Below are 13789 nucleotides of genomic sequence, written 5' to 3' on the forward strand. Positions count from 1 at the left end.
CCTTTGTTGGTCAGCAGTTACTGGGTGGAATCAAGGGAAGCGGGCAGGGCGCTGGCGCGTGCGGCGGCGCGGAACCCGGCTTCGGCGAAATGGATCAGTTCGTGGGCGGCATGGGCACGATGCGCCGCTTCGGTGACACCGGCGGGACGCTTGATCAGCCCGAAGTCGGCCATCGCATAGGTCAGCGAGCCGGCCAGGAAGTCGAGGCGCCAGTACAGCTCCTCCTTGCTCAGGTCCGGCACGCACTCGCCGATGGCCTTGCCGAACGCACGCAGCACGTGGCCGTAGTGGTCGGACAGGAACTTGCGCAGGTTGTCGTTCTTCTCGGCGTAGGCGCGGGCGATCACGCGCACGAAGGCGCCGCCGTTCTGGCGGTCCTGGGCCAGCGCCAGGGCCGGCTCGACGAAGGCAGCCAGCACCGGGCGCAGTTCACCCGGGTGCTCGGCGCGGGCGCGCTCGAGCTGCGACAGGCGGGCACCGGTCATCTCGTCCATGCGGCGGCGGAACACCTCGTTGACCAGGTTTTCCTTGGAGCCGAAGTGGTAGTTGACCGCGGCGATGTTGACGTCGGCCTGGCTGGTCACCTGGCGCAGCGAGGTGCCGGCGAAGCCGTGCTGGGCGAACAGCTCCTCGGCCGCGCCGAGAATCCGGTCCTTGGTCGAGAAGTGGGCGGGCTTGGCCATCGGTGGGCGGACCTTAATCAAACGATTGTTTGATACTAGGACCAGACGGTACCGTATGGCATTTTGCAGTGCAGCAAAATCGGCCGACCCGGTCAGATTTCACTCAGGTCGGTGAATGGGGTAGTGCCGGCCGCTGGCCGGCAGCTCCTAGGTTGAATGGTGCCCAATGCCGGCCAGCGGCCGGCACTACCATGCCGCCGCTTTATCTTTTACAATTCGCCTACGTTTATCAGGCTAAGCCCGCGTCCCGACGCGGGTTTTTTTCATGTTACCCTTCGGGCCATCAGCGGCCCGATTCCATTGGAGACATCCCATGGCGCTGGAGCGCACCCTTTCGATCATCAAGCCGGACGCCGTTGCCAAGAACGTCATCGGCGAAATCTACGCCCGCTTCGAGAAGGCCGGCCTGAAGGTCGTGGCCGCCAAGTACAAGCAGCTGTCGCGTCGTGAAGCCGAAGGCTTCTACGCCGTGCACCGCGAGCGTCCGTTCTTCAACGCGCTGGTCGAGTTCATGATCTCCGGCCCGGTGATGATCCAGGCCCTGGAAGGCGAGAACGCCGTCCTGGCCCACCGCGACCTGCTGGGCGCGACCAACCCGAAGGAAGCCGCGCCGGGCACCATCCGCGCCGACTTCGCCGAATCCATCGATGCCAACGCCGCCCACGGCTCGGACTCGGTCGAGAATGCCGCGATTGAAATCGCCTACTTCTTCGCCGCCACCGAAGTCGTTTCGCGCTGAGAGTAATGCCGTGAACGAGGTCGTACAGTCCCCCGCCATCCAGCCGCTGCCGAAGTCGGCACCCACGGCTGGCAAGCAGAACCTGCTCGACCTCGATCGCGCGGGCCTGGAGAAGTTCTTCGTCGAGGTTCTCGGCGAAAAGAAGTTCCGTGCCCATCAGGTGATGAAGTGGATCCACCATCGCTACGTCACCGACTTCGATGAAATGACCGACCTCGGCAAGGTCCTGCGCGCCAAGCTGCAGGCCCATGCCGAGGTGCTGGTTCCCAACATCGTGTTCGACAAGCCCTCCGCCGACGGCACCCACAAATGGCTGCTGGCGATGGGCGTGGATGGCAAGAACGCCATCGAGACCGTGTACATCCCGGACAAGACCCGCGGCACGCTGTGCGTGTCCTCGCAGGTCGGTTGCGGCCTGAACTGCACGTTCTGCTCCACTGCTACCCAGGGCTTCAACCGCAACCTGACCACCGCCGAGATCATCGGCCAGGTGTGGGTTGCCGCGCGCCACCTGGGCAACGTGCCGCACCAGATGCGCCGCCTCACCAACGTGGTGATGATGGGCATGGGCGAGCCGCTGATGAATTTCGACAACGTCGTGCGCGCCATGAGCGTGATGCGCGACGACCTGGGCTACGGCCTGGCCAACAAGCGCGTGACCCTGTCGACCTCCGGCCTGGTGCCGCAGATCGACCGCCTGTCTGCCGAAAGCGACGTGTCGCTGGCGGTGTCGCTGCATGCGCCGAACGACGCGCTGCGCGAGACCCTGGTGCCGCTCAACAAGAAGTACCCGATCGCCGAGCTGATGGCCTCGTGCGCACGCTACCTGCGCGCCAACAAGCGCCGCGAATCGGTCACCTTCGAATACACCCTGATGAAGGGCATCAACGACAAGCCCGAGCATGCCCGCGAGCTGGCCCGCCTGATGCGCCAGTTCGACAACGCGGTGCAGGCCAAGGATTCGGGCAAGGTCAACCTGATCCCCTTCAACCCGTTCCCGGGTACCCGCTACGAGCGTTCGGAAGAGGCGCACATCCGCGCCTTCCAGAAGATCCTGCTCGACAGCAACGTGCTGACCATGGTCCGGCGTACCCGTGGCGACGACATCGACGCCGCCTGTGGCCAGCTCAAGGGCCAGGTGATGGACCGCACCCGCCGCCAGGCGGAGTTCAACAAGACGCTGCAGGCGGGGAAGGGGAGCGATGCCGCGGCCTGACCGCCTCTGGCTGGTTCTGCTCGCAGGCACGCTGGCCCTCGCGGTCGGCGGCTGCAAATCCCATCCCAAGGCCAAGCTTGGCCCGAGCGAGGCGCCGGTCTACTCCGTCCGTGATCCGGAAGGGGTGCGGCAGCAGGTGCGCTGGCAGGAGTTGCTGACCCTGGCCGGCCGCGACATCCAGGGCGGCAATCTCGAAGCTGCCGAGCGCAAGGCGCGCGAAGCCCAGAAGCTGGTGCCGACGGCCCCCGACGGCCTGGTCCTGCTTGCGGGCATCGACGAGCGTCGCGGTCGCAGCCAGCAGGCCGGCGAGAACTTCCGCAAGGCTGCCGAGCTGGCGCCGCAACGTGGCGACGTGCTCAACAACTATGGTGCCTGGCTGTGCCAGCAGGGCCAGGCGGCCGAATCGCTGGTGTGGTTCGATCGTGCCCAGCGGGCGCCGGGCAATCCCGCCGTCGCCGAAGCGCAGTCCAATGCCGGCAGCTGTGCGCTGGATGCAGGCCAGTTCGAGCGTGCCGAGCGCGACCTGCGCGCGGCGCTGTCGGCGCTGCCGGGAAACCCGGTCGCGCTGGAGGCCATGGCCCAGCTCAGCTTCCGCCAGGGCCGCTACATGGAGGCCCGGGCCTTCGCCGAACGTAGGATTGCGGCTGCACCCGCAACGCGTTCCGTGTTACAACTTGCGTCTCAAATCGAAGCGCGGCTGGGTGATCGGGCGGCATCTGACCGCTATCTTCAGCGCATTCGACAGGAATTTCCGCAGGAAGCGGGCTCCTAACTCCAGGGTTGATGCATTGTGATTGATGACCAGACTGTGAGCGCTCTCGAGACTGCGGCCGGCTGCGGCACCCGCCTGCGCCAGGCCCGTGAAGCGGCCGGACTGACCCTTGAGGATGTCGGCTCGCGCCTGCGCATGCCGGTCCAGGTGGTCAGGTCGCTGGAGGAAGAGCAGTGGCAGAAGCTGGGCGCGCCGGTCTTCGTGCGCGGCCAGTTGCGCAGCTACGCGCGCCTGCTCGACGTCGATGTGAGCCAGCTGCTGGAGCAGGCCCAGGTGGGTCCGGTCGTGCCGCCCACTCTGGTCAGCCATACCCATACCCCGCGTGCGCGCCGCATTGCCGAGAATCTCGGCCGGCGCGTGCTGTACGTCGGCATCACCGCCGTGCTGGCCGTGCCGGTGTGGTTCGCCACCCGCGGCCATTTCGATGGCAGCGCCACGCCGTCGCCGAACACGGCCTCGCTGGACGCGATCCCGGCCGCTGTGCCGGTAGCTCCGTCCGCTGCGGGTGTCGAGCCGGCAGCCCCGGCTGAAGTCGCGAGCGCCCCGGCCAGCAAGCCGGCCGCAACCCCGTATGTCGCTTCGCTGTCCCCGGTGCCGCGTTCGGCACCCGCTGCGCCCGCAGCCGCCAATACGCTGGAGATGCAGTTCAGCGGCGACAGCTGGGTCGATATCGGTGGTCCGGACGGCGCCACGGTCGAAAAGGCGCTGATCAAGTCCGGCGAGAGCCGCAGCTTCACGCCGGGCCAGGTGACCCGGGTGACCCTGGGCAACGCCTCGGCGGTCCAGGTTCAGCAGAACGGCGCTATCGTCGATCTGACCCCCTACCAGCGAGCCAACGTGGCACGCTTTCAGGTATCCTCTGAAGGCTCCGTAGTCCCGGTTTCGCACTGAGGCGCGGTTTCACCACCTTCGATTAAACCCAATGGTCCCTCCCGATGGGCGGGGCGAGAGTACGCATGGCGATCGACGATCTGCTCGACGAGCACGAACAAAGTGAACGCGTCCGCAGCTGGCTGCGGAAGAATGGCGCCAGCATCCTCGGTGGCGTAGCCATCGCGATCGGTGCCATTGCCGGCTGGCAGTGGTACCAGAAGGATCAGGGCGGCAAGCTGGCCTCGGCCAACGTGGAATACCAGAAGGCCCTGGTCGGTCTTCAGCAGAACAAGCTCGACGACGCTGCCAAGGCAGTGAAGGCGCTCGAAGCGGGCCCGTCCAGCATCTATGGCGACCTCGCGGCGCTGCAGCTGGCCAAGGCCCAGGTCGACGCCGGCAAGAACGAAGAAGCGCTGGCCACCCTGCGCGCCGTGAAGGTCGAAAGCGACCTGCAGCGCGTGGTCGACCAGCGTGTGGCCCGCCTGCTGGTGGCCACCGGCAAGAGCGACGAGGCGATCAAGCTGCTGGGCAGCGCCACCGACAGCAGCAGCCTGGAAATCCATGGCGATGCGCTGATGGCGCAGGGCAAGCGCGATGACGCCCGCGCACAGTACGAGAAGGCGCTGAAGTCGCTGGACGTGGCAGCGCCGCAGCGGCGCCTGCTGGAAACCAAGGTTATGGATGCCGGCGGCACGGTCGCCGCCCCTGCGGAGTCGGTTTGATGAGTCAGAAGGTCATGATCACCCGCGTCGCCACCGTGCTCCTGATGGGCATGGCCCTGACCGGCTGCAGCACCATGAAGGGCTGGTTCGCCGGCAAGGACGCGGCAGCGAAGAAGGCCCAGGAGCCGGCTGAGCTGGTCAAGTTCGAGCCGAGCGTCAAGGTCAACAAGGCCTGGTCGGTCAACCTCGGCAAGGGCGAGCGCCGCATCGGCGTGCGCCAGGGCCCGGCGGTGGCCAATGGCCACGTGTTTGCCGCGGCGATCACCGGTGGCGTGCACGCCATCGACCTGCAGACCGGCAAGAAGGTCTGGACCTGGGAGCCGCAGAAGGAAAAGAAGAAGCCGAAGCTGCGCCTGTCCGGCGGCCCGGGTGTCGGTGAGAACCTGGTCGTGATCGGCACGCTCGATGGCCAGGTCATCGCCCTGGACATCAATGACGGCAGCGAGAAGTGGCGCGCCCGTGTTCCGGGTGAGGTCATTGCCGCGCCGGCCGTGGCCCAGGGCCTGGTGTTCGTGCGCAGCAACGACGGCCGCGTCACCGCGTTCGATGCCGGCAACGGCACGCAGAAGTGGTTCAACCCGAGCGAACTGCCGGCGCTGACCGTGCGCGGCAACGCGCCGGTGGTCACCGGTCCGGGCGTGTTGTTCATCGGCAAGGACGAAGGCGCGGTTGCCGCGCTGGCCATGCAGGATGGGCGTACCCTGTGGGAACAGAACCTTGGCAACGGCGAAGGCCGTACCGAGCTGGACCGCATGGCCGATGTCGACGGTGCTCCGGTGCTGGAGGGCAACACCCTCTTCGTGAGCAGCTTCAAGAACCAGACCATGGCCATCGAAGGCCCGACCGGTCGCCCGCTGTGGGCGCGCGACCATGGCGGTGCAGGTGGCGTGGCGGTGTCGTCGGGCAATGTGTTCGTCACCGACAACAAGGGTGGCGTGTTCGGCTTGGACAAGGCGACCGGCGCTGCCATGTGGTCGCAGACCGAGCTGGCGCGTCGTTCGCTGACCGGCCCGGCGCTGCACGGTGATTACGTGGTCGTCGGCGACTACAAGGGATACGTGCACTGGTTGAAGACCTCCGATGGTGCGATGGCGGCACGGGCGAAGAGCGGCGGTGACGCCCTGCTGGCCCAGCCGGTCGTCGTCGACGGGGTGCTGCTGGTGCAGAACGTGGATGGCAAGCTGACCGCCTTCCGGTTGGCAAATTAAAAATTGGAGTAATCGCGATGCTGCCTTTGGTCGCCCTGGTTGGACGGCCGAATGTCGGCAAGTCGACTATTTTCAATGCGCTTACGCGCACCCGCGACGCGCTGGTCCATGACCAGCCCGGCGTCACCCGTGACCGCAACTACGGCGTCTGCCGCCTCGACGAGGACAACCATTTCCTCGTCGTGGATACCGGCGGTATTGCCGGGGAAGACGAAGGCCTGGCGGGTGCCACCACGCGCCAGGCCCGGGCTGCGGCGGCCGAAGCCGATCTGATCCTGTTCGTCGTCGACGCCCGCGAGGGCACCTCGGCGCTGGACGACGAGATCCTGGCCTGGCTGCGCAAGCTGTCGCGCCCGACGCTGCTGCTGATCAACAAGATCGACGGCACCGACGAGGACAGCGTGCGTTCGGAATTCGCCCGTTACGGCTTCGGCGAGATGCTGACCGTTTCGGCCGCGCATCGCCAGGGCCTGGACGACCTGCTGGACGAAGTGATCCAGCGCCTGCCGGAAGAAGGCAGCGGAGAAGAGCTGGACAACGATCCGAACCGTATCCGCATCGCCTTCGTCGGACGTCCGAACGTGGGCAAGTCGACCCTGGTCAACCGCATCCTCGGCGAGGAGCGCATGATCGCCTCCGACGTGCCGGGCACCACCCGCGACTCGATCGCGGTGGACCTGGAGCGCGATGGACGTGAGTACCGCCTGATCGACACCGCCGGCCTGCGCCGCCGTTCGCGCGTGGACGAGGTCGTCGAGAAGTTCTCGGTGGTCAAGACCATGCAGTCGATCGAGCAGTGCCAGGTCGCCGTGCTGATGCTGGACGCCACCGAAGGCGTGACCGACCAGGACGCCACCGTGCTCGGTGCCGTGCTCGATGCCGGCCGCGCGCTGGTGATCGCGATCAACAAGTGGGATGGCCTGACCGAGTACCAGCGCGAGCAGGCCGAAACCATGCTGTCGCTGAAGCTGGGCTTCGTGCCCTGGGCCGAATCGGTGCGCATTTCGGCCAAGCACGGCTCGGGCCTGCGCGAGCTGTTCCGTGCGGTGCACCGCGCGCACGAATCGGCGAACAAGACCTTCACCACCAGCGAAGTGAACAAGGCGCTGGAAGTGGCGTACGAGACCAATCCGCCGCCGACCATCCGCGGCCACGTCTCCAAGCTGCGTTACGTGCACCCGGCCGGCGCCAACCCGCCGACCTTCATCGTGCACGGCACCCGCCTGAAGGAGCTGCAGGAATCGTACAAGCGCTACCTGGAGAACTTCTTCCGCAAGCGCTTCAAGCTGATCGGTACGCCGGTGAGCTTCATCTTCCGCGAGGGCACCAACCCGTACGAGGGCAAGAAGAACGTCCTCACCGAGCGGCAGGTCAAGGCCAAGCGGCGCTTGATGAAGCACGTCAAGGGCAAGTGATTCACGGGAAGGCGGCCGCAGGGCCGCCTTTCTTGTGTGTGGTCGTGCCGGCCGCTGGCCGGCAACCCGATGATGCCTGGCGTGTTCACGAGGTTGCCGGCCAGCGGCCGGCACTACCCCTACGTCTACAGTCCTCAATCATGGCGAACTGTTGCGACGAGCGCGGCAATGCGGCAACGCGCATGGGGCGCTGCGGGGCGCGGCCATCATCGGTTCGGGCAGCTGCGCCTGCCCCGAGAGGCTTGCCCAGACCAGGGTGGTACCCAGTACCCCTGCCAGGTACGCCACCGACACCGCGCCGATCACCAGACCCGCCGCATGCTCCAGCCACGGAAGCAATCGGCAACACCCCTGTGCCCAGCGCGGATGGCTGCCGAGCCACGCCATCAGCAGGCCGAGCGACAGCGCGACGCCGCCCAGGCAGGCCACGTAAGCGGCCTTTGTACCCATGTCGGCAACGAGGCCGCTGACCAGGGCGGCAACCGCGAACTGCAGCGTCCAGTTGTTGATGCTGGCGAGCGCCAACAGGCATCCAGCCTCGGCGTGCGGCCAACGGGAGCGGGCCTTCAGGCCCCGGGGCATCTGCAGGGAAAGCGGAGAGAGGGAGGTCAGCCCGGCGTCGCGCAGGCACATGCCCGCCAGGCGCAGCAGCAGCAGGCAGCCCGCGCACTCCATCGCCAGCGTCCACAGGCCGCGGTTTCCCAGCATGCCCGCCGCAACGAAGGCCGTGGCGCAGATGGTGCCCGTACCGATGGCGATACCGAACGATGCGGCCATGGCGGCGTGCCCGCCCGCGCCCATCGCGGTGCGCAGGATCTTCGCGTGATTCGACGCAGGCAGGAGCATGGCGAAGCCGTACAGCACCGCGACGATGAAGAACTGCTGCACGAAAACCTGCCACCAAACTACAGAAAGTGCCGAGTGTGGGCTGCGGCGGACGCGCCGTATTGAACGCTATTGCGACAGGCGCGAATTACCGGCATCAGCCCAGCCACAGCGACACGGCGATCCACAGCGCCAGCGCAATCATCAGGAGTCCTGCGGCCCGTTCCAGCCAGGGCAGGGCACGCGCGAATCGACCCAGCACCCACGGGTGGCCAACCAGCGCGGCAACCAGCAGATCCCATAGCAGGACGATGCCGAACATCCACGCGCCATAGAAGAACTTCGTTGCGGCGCTGGCCTGCGGACCGTTGAGCATTGCCGCCAGCGTTGCGTAGAACAGCGCATTCTTCGGGTTCAGCAGCGCAGACAGGGCGCCCAGCCCGGCCGCCCTCCACCATCCGTGGGCACCACCCGCTCGCGATCCGTCGGCAGCTTCAGGTGCCTGCAACGTCGTCGAACCCGCATGGCGCAGAAACAGCGTGCCGAGGTACAGCAGGAACCCGCAGCCCGCCAACTGCACCGCAATGAACCCTGCGCTGCCTGCGCGCAGCATGGCCGTTCCGGTTAAAGCGGCCACGATGAAGACGCCATTGCCGAGGGCGATGCCTGCGCAGGCACCACTGGCAGTGCGCCATCCCGAGGTGATCGCGGTGCGTGCAACGAGGAAGAAGTCGGGGCCGGGTGAGAGCAGGGCGAGAAAATGTACGGTGGCGATGACCAGGAACTGTTCCATCGGGTCCGGCGGCGGCTGGCTGGGGCGCCAGTCTGGGGATGCGCCGGGCGACGGTATTGAACGTTATTGCAGGCTCAGCGCCGGTACTGGCCCGGGGTCGCACCGGCGTGGGCCTTGAAGACCCGCTGGAAATGGCTCTGGTCGGCAAAACCCAGCGCATGCGCGACCACGGCCAGTGCCTGCCCTTCGCACAGCCGCCGGCGGGCCTCCTGGATGCGCTGGTCGATCTGCCAGGCGTGCGGGGTCAGGCCCGTGGCGCGTCGGAAGGCGCGGATCAGCTGGTAGCGGCTCATGCCTGCCAGCGATGCCAGCTCCTGCAGGGCCGGGGTGTGTTCGAGCCGCTGGCGCAGAACGTCCATCACCGGCTGCAAGCGCTGCTGTAACGCGGCATCTTCAAGCGGGCCGGCGACGGCAACACCATCGTGTTCATCCAGATCGCCGACGAACGCGATCAGGGCCGCTTCCTTGACGCTGACTGGATCGCCGGAGAACAGCGTCTCGTTGAGCTGGCAGTACTGCTGGTAGCGCGGGCGATGGTTGGAAATCCGGATCGGTTCCTGCTGCCAGTCGGGTTCGGGCAGGTCGTCATACTCGGCGCGGACCTCGGCCATCCAGCGCGGGTCCAGATGCAGCATCTGGTAGCTCCAGACCTGGCCGGGCAGGGGGTTGCAGGCGTGCACGCGGCCTGCTGGCACGCCGACCAGACTGCCGGGCTGCAGCAGGCGCGGCCCTTCCGTGGCGCCGGTGAACAGGCTGCTGCCGGCGTCGACGGCGCCGATCGAGAAGGTGTCATGGCTGTGCGGGCGATGGCAGGCGAGGCTGTCGCACGCCCGTCGGCTTTCGACGAAGGGCATGCGCGGGTCACGCCAGAATTCGGTGGCAGAGCGCATGCAGCGGTTCCGGGATGCAGGGGCAACGCCCGCATGGTGCCATGTTCGGGGCAGGGCGCGTCGAGGGTGTCTGCGCGATAATGCCGCCATGAGCATCCAAGAGCTTTCCCCCGCGCAGGCACGCGAGCGCCTGGCCCATGGCGCGGTGCTGATCGATGTGCGCGAAGCGCACGAACGGGCCGGCGGGATGGCCGAGGGCGCGCGAGGCGTGGCCAAGGGCGAGCTGCAGGCCGACCCGACCGCACACCTGCCGCGGCACGACCAGGAGATCCTGCTGATCTGCCAGAGCGGCAAGCGCTCGGCCGATGCCGCGCAGTTCCTGCTGCAGGCCGGCTACACAAACGTCGCTTCCGTGACGGGCGGCACCGTGGCCTGGCGCGAGCAGTCGCTGCCGCTGGTGCAGCCGCTGGCCAGCGCCGCCGACCGCGACTTCTACGACCGCTATTCGCGCCACCTGCTGTTGCCGCAGGTGGGCGAGGCCGGCCAGCGCCGGCTGCAGCAGTCGCGCGTGCTGGTGCTGGGCGCGGGTGGGCTGGGCGCGCCGGCGGGCTTCTATCTGGCCGCCGCCGGGGTAGGGCACCTGCGCTTCGCCGACCACGACCGCGTGGAGCGCAGCAACCTGCACCGGCAGATCGTGCATACCGAAGCCAGCGTGGGCCAGCTCAAGGTCGATTCGGCGCGTGAGCGGCTGCTGGCGCTCAACCCCTCGATCAAGGTCGAGGCGGTGCCGGAGCGGGTCACCTCCGAGAACGTGGATGCGTTGCTTGAGGGCGTGGACGTGGTGCTGGACGGCTCGGACAACTTCCCGCTGCGCTACCTGCTCAACGACGCCTGCATCAAGCACGCCACGCCGCTGGTGTATGCCGCCATCGAGCGCTTTGATGGCCAGGTAAGCGTGTTTGACGCTGGCCGCCAGCGCGGCGTGGCGCCGTGCTACCGCTGCCTGTTCCCCGAGCCACCGCCGCCGGAGTTTGCGCCGAACTGTTCCGAGGCCGGTGTGCTGGGCGTGCTGCCGGGATTGGCTGGTGTGCTGCAGGCCACCGAAGTGCTGAAGCTGCTGCTGGGCATCGGCGAGCCGCTGGTGGGGCGCCTACTGCGCTTCGACGCTCTGGGCATGCGCTTCCGCGAGACCGGCATCCGTCCGGACCCGCACTGCCCGGTGTGCGCGCCGGACGTGCCATTCCCGGGGTATATCGATTACGCCGCGTTCTGCCGGGGTGGGTGAGGCTGGCCGGGGAATGCCTTGGTAGATGCCGACCTTGGTCGGCGTTTTCGTGCCAACCAAGGTTGGCACCTACCGAAGCGGGTGCATGGTGGCACCCAACGACGCGGATGCATGGTTTCGGGATGATGCTGGGGGTAGCTCCCCACATCGTTCCACCTCCAAGACAATCCGGCGCAACATGCGTGCTATTGCCGTCATCGGCATTGCTCTATTGTTGAACCCGATTCTGGATCTTGGGGAACACACCGCATGGCGGTAGAAGCAGCGACCAGCGAGCTGGTCAAGGTCGTCGCCCTGTTGGGCGCGGCGGTGGTGATGGTGCCTTTGTTCCGCCGGGCCGGCCTGGGCTCGGTGCTGGGCTACTTCGCCGCTGGCCTGGCGATCGGACCGTTCGGGCTGGGCTGGTTCTCCGACCCGCAGGCCATCCTGCATACCGCCGAGCTCGGCGTGGTGATGTTCCTGTTCGTGATCGGCCTGGAAATGCGGCCCTCGCACCTGTGGAGCCTGCGCAAGGAAATCTTCGGGCTGGGCACGCTGCAGATCGTCACCTGTGCGCTGGTGCTGACCAGCATCGCCAAGCTGTTCGGCCTGCCGTGGCAGGTGGCCTTCATCGGCGCCACCGGGTTTGTGCTCACCTCCACCGCGGTGGTGATGCAGCTGCTGGCCGAGCGCGGTGACATCGCGCTGCCGTCGGGGCAGAAGATCGTTTCGATCCTGCTGTTTGAAGACCTGCTGATCGTGCCGTTGCTGGCGCTGGTGGCCTGGATGGGCCCGAGCGCGGGGAGCGCCGATGGCGAGGGCTCGCGCTGGCTGTCGGTGGCGATCGGCGTCGGTGCCATCGTCGGCCTGGTGCTGGTCGGCCGCTTCCTGCTCAACCCGCTGTTCCGCCTGCTGGCCGAATCGAAGGCGCGCGAGGTGATGACCGCCGCCGCGCTGCTGGTGGTGCTGGGTGCGGCGCTGCTGATGCAGCTGTCCGGCCTGTCGATGGCGATGGGCGCGTTCCTGGCCGGCGTGCTGCTGAGCGAATCGACCTTCCGTCACCAGATCGAAGCGGACATCGAACCGTTCCGCGGCATCCTGCTGGGCCTGTTCTTCCTCAGCGTGGGCATGGCGCTGGACCTGGGCGTGGTGGCTGGCAACTGGCAGCTGATCCTCGGCCTGGTGCTGGCGTTGATGGCGGCCAAGGCGCTGTGCATCTACGTGGTGGCGCGCATCATGGGCAGCGACCACGCGCAGGCGCTGGACCGGGGCGTGCTGATGGCGCAGGGTGGCGAGTTCGCGTTCGTGCTGTTCTCCGCCGCGGCATCGGCCGGCGTGATCAACCTGGAGATCAATGCCAACTTCACCGCCGTGGTGGTGCTGTCGATGGCGCTGACCCCGCTGGTGGTGCTGCTCTACAAGCGCGTGGCGCCGAAGCCGACGGTGAACATGGACGGCGTGGACGAGGCCGATGGCCTCTCCGGCAGCGTGCTGCTGATCGGCTTCGGTCGCTTCGGCCAGGTCGCCAGCCAGTCGCTGCTGGCGCGCGACGTGGACGTGACCATCATCGACAACGATGTGGAGATGATCCAGAGCGCCGCGCGTTTCGGTTTCAAGATCTACTACGGCGACGGTACGCGACTGGACGTGCTGCATGCCTCGGGCGCGGCCACCGCACGTGCGATTGCGGTGTGCGTAGACAAGGCCGAGGCCGCCGACCGCATCGTTGAACTGGTGGCACACGAGTTCCCCCAGGCCAAGCTGATGGTGCGCTCGTTCGACCGCGAGCATTCGCTGCGGCTGATCCATGCCGGTGTCGATTTCCAGATCCGCGAGACGTTTGAGTCGGCGGTGCTGTTCGGCCAGGCCGCGCTGGTGGAACTGGGTGCGGATGAAGACGATGCGGTGGAGATTGCCGAGCAGATTCGCCGCCGCGATGCCGAGCGCTTCGAGCTGGAGATTGCCGGTGGTGGTCTGAATGCCGGCGCCAAGATGGTGTTCGGCAACTCCGGCCAGGGCGTACCGACGCCGACGCCGTTCACCGCGCCGAAGCGGGCGAGCAAGACGTTGAACCCGCAGGACGTGCCGGAAGAGGAAGAGTAAAGCCCGGTCGTGCCGGCCGCTGGCCGGCAGATACGGAAACGTTTCGACGTCATGGGGTTGCCGGCCAGCGGCCGGCACGACCGTGTGGGGAATTGCCGAAGCCGGTGGTTGGTTATGCCGGCCGCTGGCCGGCAGATACGGAAACGTTCCGACGTCATGAGGTTGCCGGCCAGCGGCCGGCACTACCCGGGTCGGGAATTGCCGAAGCCGGCGGTTGGTAGTGCCGGCCGCTGGCCGGCAGATATGGAAGCGTTCCGGCGTCGTGGGGTTGCCGGCCAGCGGCCGGCACTACCGGGTGGGGATTACCCAGGCCGGCGGTTGGTCGTGCCGGCCGCTGGCCGGCAGA

The 13789-nt window shown here is 67.1% G+C and carries 13 protein-coding genes; 9 read left to right on the plus strand and 4 right to left on the minus strand.

Annotation, left to right across the window (positions count from 1 at the left end; genetic code table 11):
- Positions 1-17: 17 nt before the first annotated feature.
- Positions 18-683 (minus strand): TetR family transcriptional regulator, encoded by a 666-nt coding sequence (locus Q9Q79_RS08735; protein WP_005413120.1) that lies wholly within the window; start codon positions 681-683, stop codon positions 18-20.
- A 313-nt stretch (positions 684-996) separates the two neighbouring features.
- Here Q9Q79_RS08735 and ndk point away from each other — a divergent pair, with 313 nt between their 5' ends.
- The 7 genes from ndk (at position 997) to der (ending at position 7628) form a co-directional block, all read left to right on the plus strand.
- Entirely contained in the window at positions 997-1422 is a 426-nt protein-coding gene (ndk, locus tag Q9Q79_RS08740) for a nucleoside-diphosphate kinase (protein ID WP_005409295.1), read from the plus strand.
- Positions 1423-1432: 10 nt separating this feature from the next.
- The gene (gene rlmN, locus Q9Q79_RS08745; RefSeq protein ID WP_005409296.1) at positions 1433-2638 is read left to right on the plus strand and encodes a 23S rRNA (adenine(2503)-C(2))-methyltransferase RlmN; all 1206 of its coding nucleotides are present in this window, start codon (positions 1433-1435) and stop codon (positions 2636-2638) included.
- Positions 2625-3410, plus strand: a complete 786-nt coding sequence (locus Q9Q79_RS08750; protein ID WP_087803557.1) for a tetratricopeptide repeat protein — start codon at positions 2625-2627, stop codon at positions 3408-3410. The genes rlmN and Q9Q79_RS08750 overlap by 14 nt, the downstream gene beginning before the upstream one ends.
- 18 nt (positions 3411-3428) lie before the next feature.
- Complete coding sequence (locus tag Q9Q79_RS08755) at positions 3429-4301, plus strand: RodZ domain-containing protein (protein WP_005409298.1); 873 nt, start codon at positions 3429-3431, stop codon at positions 4299-4301.
- A gap of 65 nt (positions 4302-4366) precedes the next feature.
- On the plus strand, positions 4367-5005 hold the full coding sequence (locus tag Q9Q79_RS08760) for a tetratricopeptide repeat protein (RefSeq protein WP_005409299.1): 639 nt from the start codon (positions 4367-4369) through the stop codon (positions 5003-5005).
- Complete coding sequence (gene bamB, locus Q9Q79_RS08765; protein ID WP_005409300.1) at positions 5005-6213, plus strand: outer membrane protein assembly factor BamB; 1209 nt, start codon at positions 5005-5007, stop codon at positions 6211-6213. The genes Q9Q79_RS08760 and bamB overlap by 1 nt, the downstream gene beginning before the upstream one ends.
- Positions 6214-6230: 17 nt before the next feature.
- Entirely contained in the window at positions 6231-7628 is a 1398-nt protein-coding gene (der, locus tag Q9Q79_RS08770) for a ribosome biogenesis GTPase Der (RefSeq protein ID WP_012479950.1), read from the plus strand.
- Between the two features lie 138 nt (positions 7629-7766).
- Here the strand turns inward: der and Q9Q79_RS08775 are convergent, their stop codons facing one another.
- From Q9Q79_RS08775 to Q9Q79_RS08785, 3 genes are all read right to left on the minus strand, one after another.
- Positions 7767-8516, minus strand: coding sequence for a lysine transporter LysE (locus Q9Q79_RS08775; RefSeq protein WP_087803559.1), 750 nt, complete (start codon positions 8514-8516; stop codon positions 7767-7769).
- A gap of 94 nt (positions 8517-8610) precedes the next feature.
- Positions 8611-9246, minus strand: a complete 636-nt coding sequence (locus tag Q9Q79_RS08780) for a LysE family translocator (RefSeq protein WP_201863888.1) — start codon at positions 9244-9246, stop codon at positions 8611-8613.
- A gap of 74 nt (positions 9247-9320) precedes the next feature.
- A complete protein-coding gene (locus Q9Q79_RS08785; RefSeq protein ID WP_201863886.1) occupies positions 9321-10136 on the minus strand; it encodes an AraC family transcriptional regulator in 816 nt (271 codons plus the stop codon).
- A gap of 88 nt (positions 10137-10224) precedes the next feature.
- Here Q9Q79_RS08785 and moeB point away from each other — a divergent pair, with 88 nt between their 5' ends.
- Positions 10225-11361 carry a molybdopterin-synthase adenylyltransferase MoeB gene (gene moeB / locus Q9Q79_RS08790; RefSeq protein ID WP_111189632.1) on the plus strand — a complete coding sequence of 379 codons (1137 nt, stop codon included), beginning with the start codon at positions 10225-10227 and terminating at the stop codon, positions 11359-11361.
- 249 nt (positions 11362-11610) lie between these two features.
- Positions 11611-13443, plus strand: a complete 1833-nt coding sequence (locus tag Q9Q79_RS08795; protein ID WP_201863884.1) for a monovalent cation:proton antiporter-2 (CPA2) family protein — start codon at positions 11611-11613, stop codon at positions 13441-13443.
- The last annotated feature ends 346 nt before the right edge of the window (positions 13444-13789 follow it).

Origin of the sequence: Stenotrophomonas sp. a6, from assembly GCF_030913325.1 — a bacterium.
GTDB classification, from domain to species: Bacteria; Pseudomonadota; Gammaproteobacteria; order Xanthomonadales; family Xanthomonadaceae; genus Stenotrophomonas; species Stenotrophomonas maltophilia.

Bases quoted from the DNA above. Each gene is read 5' to 3' on its own strand.
- Q9Q79_RS08735 (WP_005413120.1), bottom strand. From the start codon at position 683: ATGGCCAAGCCCGCCCACTTCTCGACCAAGGACCGGATTCTCGGCGCG.
- ndk (WP_005409295.1), top strand. From the start codon at position 997: ATGGCGCTGGAGCGCACCCTTTCGATCATCAAGCCGGACGCCGTTGCC.
- Q9Q79_RS08750 (WP_087803557.1), top strand. From the start codon at position 2,625: ATGCCGCGGCCTGACCGCCTCTGGCTGGTTCTGCTCGCAGGCACGCTG.
- Q9Q79_RS08760 (WP_005409299.1), top strand. From the start codon at position 4,367: ATGGCGATCGACGATCTGCTCGACGAGCACGAACAAAGTGAACGCGTC.
- bamB (WP_005409300.1), top strand. From the start codon at position 5,005: ATGAGTCAGAAGGTCATGATCACCCGCGTCGCCACCGTGCTCCTGATG.
- der (WP_012479950.1), top strand. From the start codon at position 6,231: ATGCTGCCTTTGGTCGCCCTGGTTGGACGGCCGAATGTCGGCAAGTCG.
- Q9Q79_RS08780 (WP_201863888.1), bottom strand. From the start codon at position 9,246: ATGGAACAGTTCCTGGTCATCGCCACCGTACATTTTCTCGCCCTGCTC.
- Q9Q79_RS08785 (WP_201863886.1), bottom strand. From the start codon at position 10,136: ATGCGCTCTGCCACCGAATTCTGGCGTGACCCGCGCATGCCCTTCGTC.
- moeB (WP_111189632.1), top strand. From the start codon at position 10,225: ATGAGCATCCAAGAGCTTTCCCCCGCGCAGGCACGCGAGCGCCTGGCC.
- Q9Q79_RS08795 (WP_201863884.1), top strand. From the start codon at position 11,611: ATGGCGGTAGAAGCAGCGACCAGCGAGCTGGTCAAGGTCGTCGCCCTG.